Source organism: Nocardia mexicana NBRC 108244 (assembly GCF_001613165.1).
GTDB lineage: Bacteria > Actinomycetota > Actinomycetes > Mycobacteriales > Mycobacteriaceae > Nocardia > Nocardia mexicana.
The window spans coordinates 49,566-65,203 of record NZ_BDBV01000033.1 but is presented as its reverse complement, the minus strand read 5'-3'; the positions used below and the strand labels follow the sequence as shown (position 1 = coordinate 65,203).

Below are 15,638 nucleotides of genomic sequence, written 5' to 3'. Positions count from 1 at the left end.
CCTTCCTCGCAGGAGCGGGGCGCCGCGTGGTTACGCCGCGCCGCCGGAACGCCTGACCGCTCATGCCGTGTCCTTTCGATTCGAGACGTCGTCGAGGAAGCCGAGCAGCAGGTCGTTCACGATGTCCGGCCGCTCGATCTGCGGGCAGTGCCCGGCCAGCGGCACGACCGCGTGCTCTGCTTCGGCGATTCGGCAGGCGATCTGCGCGGCCCATCCGGCGGGCAGCAGCTTGTCGCAGGCCCCCTCCACGACCAGGGTGGGGACCGAAATGCGTTTGTACGCACGGTCACTCGACGGTGCCGGCGGTGACGTGGCGCCCGGACGACGGAATCGCGCCGCCGCCAACGCCTCCCATGCGCCGGGCGCAATGCTCGCCTCGTACCGTCTGCGCACATAGGCTTCATCGGCCGGATACGCGGCGGCATGGAACAGGGCCGTCACGATGCGTCGCATCCCCTCGAAAGTCGCGTCGTAGTCGTAGAGCGCCCGCATGTGCTCGTTGTGCTGGATCTCCCCGCCGCCGCAGATCGCCACCAGGCTGCGTATCGGCAGCCGCGGCTGCTCGGAGGTGGCGTCGGCGAGCAGGTTGATCGCGCCCATCGAATTGCCTGCGAAATGCGCGGATTCGACGCCGAGCAGGTCGAGAAACCGTGCGATGTGCCGGATCCGCAGGCCGCGGCCGTCGGTGAAGTCGATCATCTTCGCCGATTCCCCGAACCCCAGCATGTCCGGGGCGAGCACGCGGTAGTGCCGCGCCAGCGCGTCTATGGTGTGCTCCCAGCCCAATTCGGCCCCGACGCCGAATTCGCCGCCGTGCAGCAGTACCACAGGCTCACCGGTCCCAGCCTCGAGATAGCTGGTCGCCGCCCCGTCCACGACCAGGGTCCGGCGCTGGGCGATCACGAGGCGCTCCCCAGCCGGGCGGCGCTGCCTCTTCCCGCCGCGCTGACTTCCGCCGCACCGGCTCCTTCTCGGCCAGGGCTCAGCGAGACTCGCTCCACTATGCGGACCTGCTCGGGGACGAACTGCTCCTCGCCGCCGTCGGACAGCAGCCGGATTTCGCGCAGGCCGAGTTGTTGCACGATGTCGTAGGCGGACAGCAGATCGCCGTGTTGCACGGGATGTCTTGTGGCAGCGGTGGTTTGCCATCCGACCGGGAGGGCGGGCGTCAGCATGCGCACGCCGCTGTCGCGGGATCGGATGTAGACCAGTACACCGCTGCCCGCCTGCACGATCCGGTTCAGCGCGCACCGCAGCTGCGACCGGCAGGCACAGCGCGCGGAGCCGAGTGCGTCGCCGAACAGGCATTCGGTCTGCACCCGCACCAGCGGCGCGGCGCTCGCGGCCGGGTCCCCGTGCACCAACGCGATATGGTCGCGGCCGAGCCCGTCGGTGAATCCGACGGCCCGGAACTCCCCCATCGGCAAGGGAATTCGCGCCGATCCGCACTGCCGTACCCGGCACAGGTCGCGCCTGCGATGAGCCACGAGATCATCGACCGACAGCACCGGCATCCCGTGGCGGCGGCCGAGTTCGAACAGTTCGGGCAGCCGGGCCAGTTCGCCGTCGGCGCCGCAAACCTCGCACAGCACACCGGCGGGCCACAACCCCGCCTGTTCGGCGAGGTCGACGGCGGCCTCGGGCGTTGCGGGCACCGACAGCACGCCCCCGGCCGCGCACCCGAGCGGGAAGATCTGTCCCGGGCGGGTGAAGTCATGCGGCTGACTACCGGGATCCGCCAGCGCGCGAACGGTTTTCGCCCGATGCGAGGCCCGGACGCCGGGGCCCTCGTCGCCCGCGAGCCCGACCGACACCCGGAACAGCTCGCGACCCGGCCCGGTGGCGGTCGGATCGGCGGGCGGAATCTCGAGGCGATCGAGCGACGCGGAGCGCATGGCTACCCGAATCGGCCCACACCCGAGGGTCGCCATCGCGTTGATCGTGTCGGCCGTAGCGCATTCGGCCGCCGCCATCAGATCGCCGCGGTACCCGGCGCCGCTGTCCGCGACGACCAGGACGATCCCCCCGTCACGCAGGGCGGCCGACGCCGCGGCGACAGGATTCGAGGGCAGCGCTCCCCTCACGGTCGCGCTCCAGTGGCCGGGGCGAAGGTGAGCACCTGGGTCGCGAGCACGTCGAGTTGCGCGGCGACGGTGTCATCTGTCAACCGGCCGTTCGCATCCCACACCGTCTCGGCGGAATTGATGGCCACGCCCAGCGGGGTCGGCCAGGCGCGCAGGGCGTGGCCGATGGATCGCAATTGGCCCAGGGTGCCGACGGCCGCCTGCCAGCCGTAGGCGCAGGTGATGCAGCCCCAGGGCTTGTTGTCCAGGTAGACCGTCGGGTCGCCGCGCAGGTCCTCGATGTAGTCCAGGGCGTTCTTCACCAGGCCAGAGATGCCGCCGTGGTAGCCGGGCGAGCCGATGATCACGGCGTCCGCGCGCCGCAGCGCCTCGATCAGCGCGAGCGCGCGCGGGGTGCGGTCCGGATCGTGCGGGTTGTACATGGGCAGCGTGATGTCCGCGCCGCAGAACAGCGTGGTGCGCCCGCCCCGGCGCTCGACCGCCGCCAGGCAGTGCCGCAGGGCGCGCTCGGTCGACGAGCCCGCGCGCAGCGTGCCGCCGATACCGACGACGAAAGGCTGTCCGCCGCTTGCCGTTTCGGCGTCGGACACACTGGTGGTGCTTGCGGTCATGGCCGGAACCTCCTGCATTGCTTACTTGATCGCGATCGGGTTGAGCGGGGAGCCGACCGCACCGATCACGCGCAGCGGCGGCGCGATCAGCTGGAAGTCGTAGACCCCGTCGGCGGCGCAGTCGGCGGCCAGCGCGGTGAAATCCCAGTACTCACCGAGCATCAGGCCCATATCCCGCAGGCAGAGCATGTGCATCGGCAGGAAGGTGCCGTCCACCCCGGACACCACGTCCTCGACCATGAGGTTGTCCGCCGCCACCGCCGCGACCTCGCGCTCGTGTAACCACTTGGCGCACAGCCAGTCCAGGCCCGAGTACGGTTCCGCGCCGTTGCCGGTCTCCTGGAACCGCGCCCACCAGCCGGTGCGGACGAGCACGATATCGCCGCGGCCCACCTCGACCCCCTGGACCCGCGCGACCTCGTCCAATTCGTCCGGGGTGACAGGGTTGCCGGGCTCCAGGAAGACGTCGGCGCCGCGATGACGGACGAGGTCCAGCAGCACGCCGCGGGTGGTGATGCCCTTGCCGTCGACCTTGTCGATACCGCAGTGGAAGGCGCCGGCGCTGGTGACCGAGCTCGCCGGGAAGCCGTTGTAGAGCCGGTCGTCGTAGTACACGTGGGACAGGGCGTCCCACTGCGTGGCCGCCTGCAGCGGCATGATGATCAGGTCGTCGTTGAACCGGAACGGATTGCCCGCACCCGCGAAGAAGCCGCCGAACTCCTGTCCGAACCCGTTGCCGCCCCACCTCAGCCCGTACTCGGCCATCGTCCGCGCGTCGCCGCCGTCGACGGTCATCACGTGCACCGGGTTCTGCCGGAACTTGAACGCGCCCTGTGGACCGGAGGAGTCGAAGTCGACGCCGAGCGGGAACACCCGTCCGTGCCGCACCAGCCGCGCCGCCTGGGCGACCTTGTCCGGGGTGATGAAGTTGAGCGTGCCGAGTTCGTCGGCGGCGCCCCAGCGGCCCCAGTTGCGCACCTGCTCGGCCACGCGCCGGAATTCGGTCAGACCGGCCACTATGCCTCTCCTTCAACGATTCTCGCGGCCACGTTGCCGCCGTCCACCCACAGCACCTGCCCGGTCACGTAGCTCGCTGCCCCGCTGTTGAGGAACACCAGGACGGCCGCCTGCTCGGCCGGATCGCTGACGCGGCCCAGCGGTTTGGGAATGGTGTCGAGATACTGCGGCCCGTACGCGGAGCGCAGCTGGTCCAGGATCGGTGTCTCGGTGACGCCCGGGCCCGTGCAGTTGATGCGGATACCGCGTGCTCCCAGCGGAACCGCCTGTCGCATCGTGTAATAGATGATCGCTTCCTTCGACAGGCGGTAGCCACCATCGGCCACGGCGTCGGGATTACCTCCGCACCAGGCGATTCCGTCCGCCATATCGACGGCGTCGAGCAGGCCGAGAGCCTGATCGCGATGGTCGAGGTACCCGGCCGCCGCGAGCGAGGAGACGCTCACAATCGCCGAACCCGGGCTCATCCCGGGCACGAGTGCCTCCGTGAACCGGCGCAGGCCCAGGAAGTTGATCGTGACCACCCGGACCGGATCGCCGATGCCCGAGGAGACCCCGGCGACATTGAACAGGGCATCGACCGTGCCGACGGCCTCGACGGCACGGTCGATGGCGGCAACCTCCGACATGTCCACCCGGTGGAACTCGTCGAGTTCGACTGTGGGCGTAGCGATATCGAGTCCCACGACCTCGCCGCCGAGTCCGCGGACCTGCTCCGCGACACACGCGCCGATACCGGACGCGCACCCGGTCACGGCGACCCGGCGGCCGTCGTACCGCCACATCTCCTCGATACCTCCCACGTCGGGCACCCCGGCCGCGGCTACTGCTCGTCCTTGGCGCGCTGCGCCGCCTGCACCCGGCCCTCGTTGATCTCGGCCATCGCCTCGGGGATCTCGCTCGCGGTGAACTTGCCGCCACGGCCGGTCGGCAGGCCGCCGAACGCATAGTCTTCGTCGAATACGGGGCTCGCCAACGGTTTCCGCCGCGCCTCGGCCTTCTCGAGGATCGGCTCGAGCCGCTTGGCCTTGGCCGCGACCGCCTTCTCGTCCCGCTCGATGAACTCCGGCAGCACATGCTTGCCCATGAGTTCGATGGATTCCATCGTGCCCTCGTGACTGCGCGGATTGAGCAGCAGGATGATCTCGTCCACGCCGCTCTCCTCGTAGCCGCGCAGGAATTCCCGCACGGTGTCGGGCGATCCGATGGCGCCGCGGCCCGGACCGTAGGCGAGCGTCTCGTCCTCCTTCACCGCGTCCAGGTACCGCTCCCACACCCCGGTGCGGCCGGGGGTGTGCTGGCCGGTCATGTAGTAGTGCATGATGCCGAAGGAGAAGAACCCGCCGCCGACATCGAGGCGCCGCAGGGCCTGTTCGTCGGTGGGCGCGACCATCATCGACAGGTCGCCGCCGATGGCCAGGATGTTCGGATTCATCTGCGGGATAGTGGGTTCCGCCTTGTCCTCGAATTCCTGGTAGTAACCGCGAACACGCTCGGCGAGCGGTCCGGGACCGGTGTAGGCGAAGCTCAGCGCGCCGATTCCCTTCTGCGCGGCCATCTGCACCGACGAGGGTCGGGTACAGGCCACCCAGACCGGCGGGTGCGGCAGCTGCTGCGGTTTGGGAATCACGTTGCGCGCGGGCATTTCGATGTGATTGCCCTTGAATCCGGTGAACGGCTCCTCGATCATGCAGCGGATGGCGACGTCCAGGGCCTCCTCCCACTGGCCGCGCTTGTCCGCCGGGTCGATGTTGAAGCCGCCGAGCTCGCCCACCGACGACGACTCGCCCGTGCCGAATTCCACACGGCCGCCGGAGATCCGGTCCAGGGTGGCGATGCGCTCGGCGACGCGGGCGGGATGGTTGATGGCGGGCGGCAGATGCATGACGCCGAAGCCGAGCCGAATGTCCCTGGTGCGCTGGCTCGCCGCGGCGAGGAACATCTCCGGCGCCGTGGAGTGGCAGTACTCCTCCAGGAAATGGTGTTCGGTGAGCCAGACGGTGGAGAATCCGGCCTTGTCGGCGGCCTCCACCTCGTCCAAGCCGTCGGAGAACATTTCCCGCTCGTCGTCGTGGGTCCACGGCCGCGGCAGCGCGAATTCGTAGAACAGTGAGATCTTCATCGACTTCCTCCATTGGAACGTGTGGTCGAAATGTGCTGGGCCGCCAGATATCCGAATGTCATCGCGGGCCCGATGGTCGCGCCCGCCCCGGCGTAGCTGCGGCCCATGACCGCCGCGGACGTATTGCCCGTCGCGTACAGGCCGGGGATCGGTGCGCCGTCCTCGCGCAGCACCCGGGCGTGCTCGTCGGTGCGCAGCCCGCCCGAGGTGCCCAGGTCGCCCGGGACCATCCGGAACGCGTAGTACGGCGGACCTCCGAGCGGCGCCAGGTTGGGGTTGGGCAGCGTCGGGTCGCCGTAGTAGTTGTCATAGACGCTGTCGCCGCGCAGGAAGTCGTCGTCGTGCCCTCTGCGGGCGAGTTCGTCGAAGCGTTCCGCGGTGGCGCGCAACCGATCCGGCGGCACGCCGATCTTCGTGGCCAGGTCCTCCCACGAGTCCGCGGCCACGACGACACCGGACTCCAGCCACGCCGCCGGGATCTTCCACCCGGTCGGCACGGGCGCGAACGGGATACGAGGCAGCGGAAGGTGCCCGGCCACCACGTATTTGCGCCACGACCGGGCGTCGGTGATCAGCCAGCTCGGGATGTGCGTGACCCCCGACTTCTGGCCCTCGATCATCGCGTGACCGAAGTCCATATAGGGCGCGGCCTCGTTGATGTACCGCTCCCCTGCGCCGTTGACGATGAACTGCGACGGCATCATGCGCTCGTTGAGCATGAACTGCATGCGGCCGTCGGGCCATTGGATGGCGGGAAACCACCACGCCTCGTCCAGCAGGTCCGCGGCGGCGCCGATCTGCTGCCCGGCGCGGATGCCGTCGCCGGTGGCGACCGGATTGCCGAAGCTCCAGTCCTGGTCGATGACCGGCTGATACTCCTTGCGCCAGGCCATATCGTGGTCGAAGCCGCCGGTCGCCAGGATCACGCCGTGCTCGGCGCGGAGGCGTAAAGTCTTGCCGTCGCGCTCGACCACCGCGCCCACCACCGTGCCGTCCGACCCGGTGATCAGCGAGGTCATGGGAGCATCCAGCCAGAGCGGAATGCCGTGCTCCCGCAGCGCCAATCGCAACCGGGCCACCAGCGACTGCCCGATGGCGGCGATGCGGTCGCCGAATACCCGGGCCCGGAACATCCGCCAGATCAGTTTCACCATGACGGCCTTGCCGCGCCAGGACTGGCGAACCTGGTAGAACAGGCGAAGATCCTTGGGCCCCAGCCAGATTCCCTTGGGCGCCAGCGCCAGCGGGCGCAGCAACAGGTCCTCGTCCGGGCCGAGTTCGCGCAGATCGATCGGCGGCACGTTGATGGTGCTGCCCTGCGGGGAGCCTCCGGGAAGCTCCGGATAGTAATCGGCATAGCCGGGCTTCCACACGAATTCCAGCCAGGAGCTGCTGCGCTCCAGGAACGCCATCATCTCCGGGGCCTTGTCGACGTACGCCCGCAGCCGCGCGTCCGTGACCAGACCCTCGGTGATCCTGCGCAGGTACTCGACGACCTCGTCCGGATCGAGCGAGAAGCCGTCGCGGCGCTGGGCCGGTGCGTTCGGCACCCAGATGCCGCCGCCCGACAGCGCGGTGGATCCGCCGTAGTGCGAGGCTTTTTCGACGACGAGGGTGGACAGGCCCGCGGCATCGGCGGCGAGTGCGGCGGTGAGTCCGCCGCCGCCCGAGCCGATGACGAGGACATCGACGGTCTCGTCGAAGGTTTCGGGAGCCGGTGTCACGGTTACCTCCTGCCGGCCGGGTCGATATCGGCGACCGCCGTGCGCACAGCGAATCCGGCGATGAGCGCGGGCGCGGGCCGGTAGTAGCGCACGGTGGTCCGGTACGAACCCTGGGTGGCGAGCGCCGCGAATGCCGCCACCCAGGTGCGGATCTCGTGCGCGGAATTGCCCGCCGTCTCGGTGATCCACTGATTCGCCCAGGCGTCCAATTCGCCGAGCCGTCCCTCGTCCACGATGTCGAGGAAGCGGCGATCCCAGTCCGGATCTAGCGGCCGCAATTCGCCCTTCCCGGAGGCGAATTCGCGTGCGGCGGCGATCACCTGCTCCTGCCTGGCGAGCCGCTGCTCGGCGCTCATCGCCCCGCCGTGCACGATCCGCTCGCGCACCCGGCCGGTCGCGGTGGCGAGCGCCGGGACGGGCGGATCGTGCGACAGCCCGCCGGATCCCACCACCAGCACCCGCTTGCCGAGCGTGCAGAGATGGGCGCCCACGGCGGCGCCGAGCGCTCGCGCCCGGCGCAGCGGCCCGAGCGGGACCGCCACCGAGTTGACGAAGATCGGCACCACCGGCCGCGCCGTGGCCGCGCCGAGCAGCCGCTGGATCGGCTGCACGGTGCCGTGGTCGACCGCCATGCTCATCGACAGGGATACGTCGACGCCCGCGCCCAGCACCGACTCGGCCAGGTCGCGCGCCAGATCGGCCGGAACGTCGAGGGCACCGCTATGGGTGCCGTAGTCGCCCACCCCCGTCGCCGCCGCGCCGATACAGAACGGCGGCATGAGGTTGTAGAAGAACCCGTTGTAGTGATCGGGCGAAAACGTCACCACCAGTTCGGGGTCGAAGTCGCGCACGAAACCGGCCGCCGCGTCGAGCGCGGCCTCGATATCGTCGCGCAGCTCCGGATCCGGCCCGGGGAGATCAAGCAGAGGGCTGTGCGAGACGCAGCACAGAGCCAGCGGCATCGGAACCTCCTCCCGGTTTCAGGGCGAGGGCGGCGAGCAGGTCCGCGCTCAGCTCGGGGGCCAGCTGCGCGATGGTCGCCCCCGCGACACACCGGTCCGGGCGCAGGAATACGACCGAATCGCGCTGGGCGTCGAACCAGCGTTTGAGCGCGCCGGTGCGGTCCCCGATCACCACGACGTCGGGATCGTCGTGCCCGGTCCACCGCAGCTGCGTGCGCGGGCGTAGCTCGAAGAACCTCGCCCCCAACGCTTTCCACTGCCCGAACGCCGTCTCCCCCAGTACGCGGCGGGGCTCGTTGTTCCAGCACAGCACGGCGAATCGAGGGCCGAGCACATCGTCGAGCAGGATGTCCGCGTGCTCGCGGGTGTCGACCCGCGGCTGCACGAACAGCGTGCCGACCGACGAGTTCGGCGAGCGGGACCAGCGGTGCACCACCGCACCGCGCTCGTAGCGGGGCATCGGCTTGAATCGCATGCCGAGCACGTAGCGCCGCACCGGCGGCACCGCGGCCGCCGCCCGGACCAGCGCGTTCCGGAGCGCCGCGACCGTGCGATCGGTCGGCGAGATCACCCGGCCGACCATCGTCGACAGGTCGATCATGGCCTGGGCGTGCTTGCGCCGCTCCGTGTCGTAGCTGTCGAGCAGCGCGTCCCCGGCGTGACCCTGCACCACCGCGGCCAGCTTCCAGCCGAGGTTCGCCGCGTCCCGGATGCCGCTGTTGTACCCCTGCCCCTGCCACACCGGCATCAGATGCGCGGCATCCCCGGCCAGCAGCAGGCGGCCGCGCCGGAACGCGCCCGCGATCCGCGAGTGGTGGGTGTAGACCCGCCGCCGGATGACCTCGAGCCGGTCGGGATGCGGGACGAACGGGGCCACCATGCGCGCCACGAACTCCGGATCCTCGGCGAGCTCGTCGGGCTCGTGGTCGTGGATCATGAATTCGAAGCGCCGGATGCCGTGCGCGATCGACACCGAGACATTCGGCCGGGCCGGATCGGCGCCGACCTCGATATTGGGGTGCCCCAACGGATCCGAGGCGAGATCGACCACCAGCCAGCGGGTCGGCGAGGTGGTCCCGTCGAACGACACCCCCATCTGCCGCCGGGTCGCGCTCCGCCCGCCGTCGCAGCCGACCACGTATCGCGCTGTCGCCGTGGATGTTCCGGTCGCGGAGGTCAACTCCACCGATACCCGGTCCCCGGACTCGGCGCAGGAGGTCATGGCCGCGTCCCAGACCACCTCGACGCTCGGGAACCGGTCCAGCCCGGCGAGGAGTTCGGCATCGACGAGCGGCTGCACGAAGCCGTTGCGCTTCGGCCAGCCGAATTGTGCGTCGGTGGGCGCGATCTCGGCGAGCAGCCGCCGCTCGGCGTCGACGAATCGCATGATCTGGTTCGGCGTGGTGTGCGGCAGGATCCGGTCGGCCAGGCCGATGGCCTGGAAGGTCCGCAGGGCCTCGTCGTCGAGGCCGACCCCGCGCGGGTAGTCGATCAGCGTCGGCCGCTCCTCGACCACCCGGGTGCGCACGCCGTACATGCCGAGCGCGTTCGCCAGCGTCAGCCCCACCGGGCCCGCGCCGACGACGAGCACGTCGACATCGGTCACGGGATGTGGTGCGGCGGAGGGGCTCTGCGTCGACATGTCAGCCACCCAGCAGGAAGTCGAGGTGCAGGGCGTCGAACGTCTTCGGGTCCTCGTACTGGGGCCAGTGCCCGCAGCCGGACAGCACCTCGAAGCGCGCGCCCGGAATCATCGAGGCGATGCGGCGGCCCTCCACGACGTCGGCGGTCGGGTCGTCGCTGGTCCACAGCACCAGCGTCGGCGCGGTGATGCTGCCGTACTCGGTGGGCCCCAGCAGGTTTCGCTGCCGGATCTGCGGATCCTGCAGGGCCATGATGTCGCGCATGGCGTCGACGAAGCCGCGCTGGCGGTAGATCGCCTGCCGGCTCGCCACGATATCGTCGTAGCCCTTCGACTTGTCGGCCATCAGCCATTTGATGCGGGCCTGCACCGTTTCCCAGGTGGGGTCGGTGACCGCCGCCATGGACAGCGTGACGATGCGCCGCATCACCTCCGGATCGGCCTGCGACCCGCCGGCGGTGTTGAGCACCAGGCGATCGACGCGGTCCGGGTGGTCGATCGCCATCCGCGCGGCCACCCAGCCGCCCAGCGATTCACCGCTGATGCTCGCCTTCCGCACACCGACCGCGTCGAGGAATCCGGCGAGATGGGCGACGTAGTGCTCGATCTCGAGCGGATGCCCCGGCCTGGCGGTGTAGCCGTGACCGAGCATGTCGATCACCCACGTGGAGAAGTGCTCGGCGTGCGTCGCCAGATTGCGGACATACGCCTCGGCGTGCCCGCCGGACCCGTGCAGCAGGACCAGCGCCGGCGCGTTCGTATCGCCCGCGTGCAGGTAGCGGGTGCGCACGCCGCCGACGTCCAGATAGCCCTGGGTGAAGGCAACGCCCTGGAGATCGCTCCAGATGCTCTCGTACTCCGACAACTCGTAACCTCCACTGCTGCCTAGGAATCCGCACCGGATATGCGCGGGTATCGCTCACCTCGGCCCGTTCGGTCGCCGACCGTGCCGACCAGATCTCGCGGAGCACGTCCTTGATGTCGGCGACCGGCCCGAGCATCCACCGATTCGCCGGTCGCGGCGGTGTGCCCGGCGCGGAAGCCCCACACCATGGCCGGGCCGATGGTGCCGCCCGCGCCGCCGTAGGCCCGGCCGGTGACACCGGCCATCGCATTGCCCGCGGCGAACAGGCCGGGGATCACGTCGCCGTCCACGTGCAGCACGCGACCGTCGCGGTCGGTGCGCGGGCCGCCCTTGGTGCCCATGGCGCCGACCGTCACCGGCACCGCGTAGTAGGGAGCGGTATCGATCGGGCCGAGGGTGCGGCCCGCCGGGGTGGTCGCGTGCTCGTCGCCCCACCAGCCGTCGTAGGCGCTCGAGCCGCGACCGAAGTCGGGGTCGGCGCCCGAGGCTACGTAGCCGTTCCACGCGCTCACCGTTGCGGCGATACCGGCCGGGTCGATACCTGTCTTGGCACCGAGTTCCGCGAGATCCGCTGATTCACAGAACCATTCGGGCACGGGCTCGCCCGGGGCCGTGCCGAGGAATCCGTACCGCCGCAGGTGCTCGGCATCGAAGACGATCCAGCCGGGATCGTTGACGTAACCGCCCTTGGGGTCGAGATAGTGGAAGGCGCCCGCCATCGAGTTGTACTCCGACGCCTCGTTGACGAACCGCCGCCCGGCCCGGTTGACCATGATGCTGCGCGGGCGGGTCCGCTCCAATCGCACGCTGCGGCTGCGGGGTTCGCCCTCGATGGTGTCGCCCGGGATGCGCACCACCGGCACCCACCACGCCTCGCTCATGGTGCCGAGATCCGCCCCGCGCGCCATCGCCATGCGCAGGCCGTCCCCGGTGTTGTTCGGCGGCGAGACCGGGCCGCGCATCGGGCCGCGCAGGTAGGCGCGGACCAGGACCGGATCCCATTCGAAGCCGCCGGTCGCGAGCACGACGCCGCTGCGGGCTCGGGCTGTGAATTCGCTTGTACCAGAAACGATCCGGACACCGGTGACCAAACGATCCTCGGCGAGCAGCTCGACCGCCCGCGACCCGGTGTACAGGGTGACACCGGCCGCGAGGACACCGGCGAGCAGGCCCCCGATCAGCGCGGTCCCGGCGACACAGAGATCGGCCGAATCGTCCGCCGTACCCGCGTGCAGCCGGGCGCGCGTCTCGGCGTCGAAGCCGACGTTGCTCCAATCCGCGGGGAAGGAGGTGATCCGGTCGCGCCATGCGCCGAGGCGGGCGAGGTCGAAGGCGACGGGGCTCAGCGAACGGCCGCCGGCCGGGCGGCCGCCGGGCAGCTCCGGCTTGTAATCCGGGAATCCGTCCGCGATCTCGAATCGCGTAGCACTGTGCGCCTCGACGAAGTCCACCATCGCCGCGCCGGTGCGCACGAACGTCTCGACCAGTTCGTCGTCCATCGAATCCAGGGATTGGGCGTGCAGATAACCGAGCGCGTCGGCGACCGTCAGCGGCCCGTCCGGAGACCTGTCGTGCGCCGGAATCCACGCGATACCACCGGATACCGCGCTGGTGCCGCCGACGGTGGCGGCCTTCTCGAATACGGCCACGGAGGCGCCGCGCACGGCCGCGGTGAGCGCGGCAGTCAGGCCCGCGGCACCACTGCCGAGGACGACGACGTCGACGGTGACTTCGCCGTCCCGCGAGTCGGCGTGCGGTACGCGAGCATTCATGAGACCTCCATTCGCGAATGACAAGAATCATATTCTTGTCAGATGGATGTGGCAATCCGCTCACGGATCAGATGTTTGCGGACCTTGCCGCTGGCGGTGCGCGGATAGTCCTCGACCTGGAACAATCGCTCCGGCCACTTCTGCCGCGCGACACCGGCGGCCGCGAAGCGCTCCCGCACCGTGTCCAGCAAGGGCAGGCGGTGTCCGGGCCGCAGACGCAGGACCGCACCGACGGCCTCGCCCAGCCGCGCGTCGGGCACCGCCACCACGACGGCCTCGGCCACCTCGGGCATGCCCGCGAGGACCTCCTCGACCTCGAGCGCGCTGACGTTCTCCCCGCCGCGAATGATGATGTCGGACTTGCGATCCGTGACCGTGAGGCAGCCCGCGGGGTCCAGGACGCCGATATCGCCGGTGTGATACCAGCCGTCGGCGTCGAAGGCCCGCGCGGTCAGCGCCTCGTCGGTGTAGCCGAGGCACAGATCCGGTCCGCGGCTGAGGATTTCGCCGTCGGCGGCCAGCCGGATCTCCACACCCGGCAGCGGCCTGCCGTCGGTCGACAGGCGCTCGAATTCCGGTGCGGTGTACCGCGACGCGGTGATCGAGGGGTGTTCGGTGCTCCCGTACGCCCGGAACGGGATCAGGCCCAGGCCCGCGAGCCTCCGGGTGACCGCGACGGACACCGCGGAACCGCCGAGCCCGACGTAGCGGAAGTGTTCGAGGTGCGCGGGGGTGAAGTCCGGGTGATCGAGCAGGCTGGTCACGAAGTACGGCGGACCACCGCCGATCGACAGCCCGTCGCTCTCGATCAGCGCCAGCGCGCGGCCCGGATCCCAGACGTCCAGCAGGTGCACCGGTTTGCCGCGCAGCACCGGTAGCAGGAACGCGCCGATCATGCCGATGAAATGGCCGACCGGGGTGGCGGTGAGATGCGTCCCCCGGTCGAGTGCGTTCTGCTCGGCGAGCTGGCGGGCCTCGCAGCCCAGCGTCTGATGGCTGTGCACGACGCCCTTCGGCACGCTGGTCGTTCCCGAGGTGAACGCGATCAGCGCGGGGGCCGCCGGATCCGCGGGCACCACCGCATCCAGGGGATCGTCCGCCAGCAGGTCGCCGAAGTTCACGCCGACCAGGCCGACGATCGGAACCTGCCGGCACACACCGGGATCGAAGGCCATCGCGCCGAAACGCTCGGCGGTGACGAAGACCGCGGGCCGCACGGTCTCGAGGATGTGCGCGACCTCCTTGCGGCCGTAGAAGTGCACGATCGGCACCACCACCGCACCGAGCAGCGACGCCGCCCAGAAGGTCGCGGCGGCCTCCATCCAGTTCGGCAGCTGGAAGGCGACGGCACTGCCGGGGCCCACGCCGCGCGCCCGCAGCCCCGCCGCCAGCCGGCGGGCCGTCCGCTCCACCTCGGCGAAGGTGCCCGACCACGGCCGGACCCTGGAATGGACGCGGAATTCGGCGCCCGGGGCCGCGGCGAGCCCGCGGGTCAGCAGGTCGCCGAGCGTTTCTCGGCGCCACCAGCCCGCACTCTCGTAGCGGGCGCGCAATTGTTCGGGGACGGTTCGCATCGGGGCTCTCCCTCGCTTCGGAAGCTGGGCGCTCTCCGCGTCCGCACCACCCGCCGTCGGCGGGCCGAACTCACCACCGGATGCACCCATAGCTGACACTGACGAAAATAGCGTTCTCACTCAAAGAGAGTCACAGATTCACCGAGGGCCTTCGGAGTCTCCGGTGGTCCAGTGGATTTATAGGAATCGAATCGGCGACGGGCACCCGGGCGGTCACGTGCCGAAAACCTTGCGGCACAGGATCTGCAAGAGTAACGTTCTCATCTACTGCAAGGAAAATTCTTGCAAGTGAACGGCCCGGTGACCCCTGTCGTGCGTACCCGCCGCCGCACCCTCGGGCGCGGCGGCGATCCACCGGGGGCACCGCCGTCGCGACCGGAGAGAACGAAAGGCTCAGCTGTGGGACGTGTCGAGGGCAAGGTCGCGTTCATCACCGGCGCCGCGCGTGGGCAGGGCCGCAGTCATGCGGTCCGCCTCGCCGAGGAGGGCGCCGACATCATCGCGATCGATCTGTGCGAGGACATCGCCACCATCGGATACCCGCTGGCGCGGCCCGAGGACCTCGAGGAAACCGCCAACCTGGTCGCCAAGACCGGGCGTCGCGCGGTGACCGCCAAGGCCGACGTGCGCAGCGCCGAACAGCTGCGGACGGCACTGGAGGACGGCATCCGCGAACTGGGGCGGCTCGATATCGTCGTCGCCCAGGCCGGGGTCGCCGGAATGAAGGGCCAGCCGCAGATGCAGGCGTGGGTCGATGTCATCAACACCAATCTGATCGGCACCATCAACGCCATCCAGGTGTCGCTGGAACATCTCTCCGAGGGCGCCTCGATCATCGCCACCGGCTCCACCGCCTCGCTGATCGATATCTCCAAGATCGACAACCCGGGCCAGGACCCGGGCGGCATGGCGTACGTGCACTCCAAGCGCGCGCTGACGGCCTATGTCTACGAGCTGGCCCGCCAGCTGTCGCCGCGGGGCATCCGCGCGAATGTCGTGCACCCCACCAACTGCAACACCCCGATGCTGCAGAGCGAGCCGATGTACCGCTCGTTCCGCCCCGACCTCGAACATCCGACCCGCGCGGACGCCGAGCCGGTCTTCGGTGTGCAGCAGGCGATGCGCATCCCGTACGTCGAGCCCGAGGACATCAGCAACGCCGTGGTCTACCTGGCCTCCGAGGAGTCCCGGTACGTCACCGGAATGCAGATGCGCGTCGACGGTGGTGGCTATCTGAAGTCGTACGACTACCACATCTGACCTGC

12 protein-coding genes and 1 pseudogene are annotated in these 15,638 nt (G+C 69.8%); 1 reads left to right on the top strand and 12 read right to left on the bottom strand.

The window, feature by feature from the left end:
- Positions 1-60: 60 nt before the first annotated feature.
- From NM1_RS13745 to NM1_RS13690, 12 genes and pseudogenes are all read right to left on the bottom strand, one after another.
- Positions 61-903 (bottom strand): alpha/beta fold hydrolase, encoded by an 843-nt coding sequence (locus tag NM1_RS13745; protein WP_068019264.1) that lies wholly within the window; start codon positions 901-903, stop codon positions 61-63.
- Positions 900-2,084: a 3,4-dihydroxy-2-butanone-4-phosphate synthase gene (locus NM1_RS13740; RefSeq protein ID WP_068019262.1), complete on the bottom strand. Its 1,185-nt coding sequence runs from the start codon at positions 2,082-2,084 to the stop codon at positions 900-902. Before NM1_RS13740 ends, NM1_RS13745 begins: the two co-directional genes overlap by 4 nt.
- The gene (locus NM1_RS13735; RefSeq protein WP_068019378.1) at positions 2,081-2,695 is read right to left on the bottom strand and encodes an NADPH-dependent FMN reductase; all 615 of its coding nucleotides are present in this window, start codon (positions 2,693-2,695) and stop codon (positions 2,081-2,083) included. The genes NM1_RS13740 and NM1_RS13735 overlap by 4 nt, the downstream gene beginning before the upstream one ends.
- A 21-nt stretch (positions 2,696-2,716) precedes the next feature.
- Positions 2,717-3,712 carry a cyclase family protein gene (locus tag NM1_RS13730; RefSeq protein WP_068019259.1) on the bottom strand — a complete coding sequence of 332 codons (996 nt, stop codon included), beginning with the start codon at positions 3,710-3,712 and terminating at the stop codon, positions 2,717-2,719.
- Complete coding sequence (locus NM1_RS13725; RefSeq protein WP_114699779.1) at positions 3,712-4,515, bottom strand: coniferyl-alcohol dehydrogenase; 804 nt, start codon at positions 4,513-4,515, stop codon at positions 3,712-3,714. Before NM1_RS13725 ends, NM1_RS13730 begins: the two co-directional genes overlap by 1 nt.
- Before the next feature lie 20 nt (positions 4,516-4,535).
- The gene (locus NM1_RS13720; RefSeq protein WP_068019254.1) at positions 4,536-5,834 is read right to left on the bottom strand and encodes an LLM class flavin-dependent oxidoreductase; all 1,299 of its coding nucleotides are present in this window, start codon (positions 5,832-5,834) and stop codon (positions 4,536-4,538) included.
- Complete coding sequence (locus NM1_RS13715) at positions 5,831-7,558, bottom strand: FAD-binding protein (protein ID WP_068019251.1); 1,728 nt, start codon at positions 7,556-7,558, stop codon at positions 5,831-5,833. Before NM1_RS13715 ends, NM1_RS13720 begins: the two co-directional genes overlap by 4 nt.
- Positions 7,559-7,560: 2 nt before the next feature.
- Entirely contained in the window at positions 7,561-8,520 is a 960-nt protein-coding gene (locus NM1_RS13710) for a 3-carboxyethylcatechol 2,3-dioxygenase (RefSeq protein ID WP_068019248.1), read from the bottom strand.
- A complete protein-coding gene (locus tag NM1_RS13705) occupies positions 8,477-10,162 on the bottom strand; it encodes a bifunctional 3-(3-hydroxy-phenyl)propionate/3-hydroxycinnamic acid hydroxylase (protein ID WP_068019246.1) in 1,686 nt (561 codons plus the stop codon). Before NM1_RS13705 ends, NM1_RS13710 begins: the two co-directional genes overlap by 44 nt.
- A gap of 1 nt (position 10,163) precedes the next feature.
- On the bottom strand, positions 10,164-11,027 hold the full coding sequence (locus NM1_RS13700; protein ID WP_068019244.1) for an alpha/beta fold hydrolase: 864 nt from the start codon (positions 11,025-11,027) through the stop codon (positions 10,164-10,166).
- 134 nt (positions 11,028-11,161) lie between these two features.
- Positions 11,162-12,799 (bottom strand): annotated as a pseudogene (locus NM1_RS13695) (FAD-dependent oxidoreductase); the annotation flags it as partial.
- Between the two features lie 38 nt (positions 12,800-12,837).
- Positions 12,838-14,373 carry an AMP-binding protein gene (locus NM1_RS13690; RefSeq protein ID WP_068019241.1) on the bottom strand — a complete coding sequence of 512 codons (1,536 nt, stop codon included), beginning with the start codon at positions 14,371-14,373 and terminating at the stop codon, positions 12,838-12,840.
- Between the two features lie 399 nt (positions 14,374-14,772).
- Here NM1_RS13690 and NM1_RS13685 point away from each other — a divergent pair, with 399 nt between their 5' ends.
- Complete coding sequence (locus NM1_RS13685; RefSeq protein ID WP_068019238.1) at positions 14,773-15,633, top strand: mycofactocin-coupled SDR family oxidoreductase; 861 nt, start codon at positions 14,773-14,775, stop codon at positions 15,631-15,633.
- The last annotated feature ends 5 nt before the right edge of the window (positions 15,634-15,638 follow it).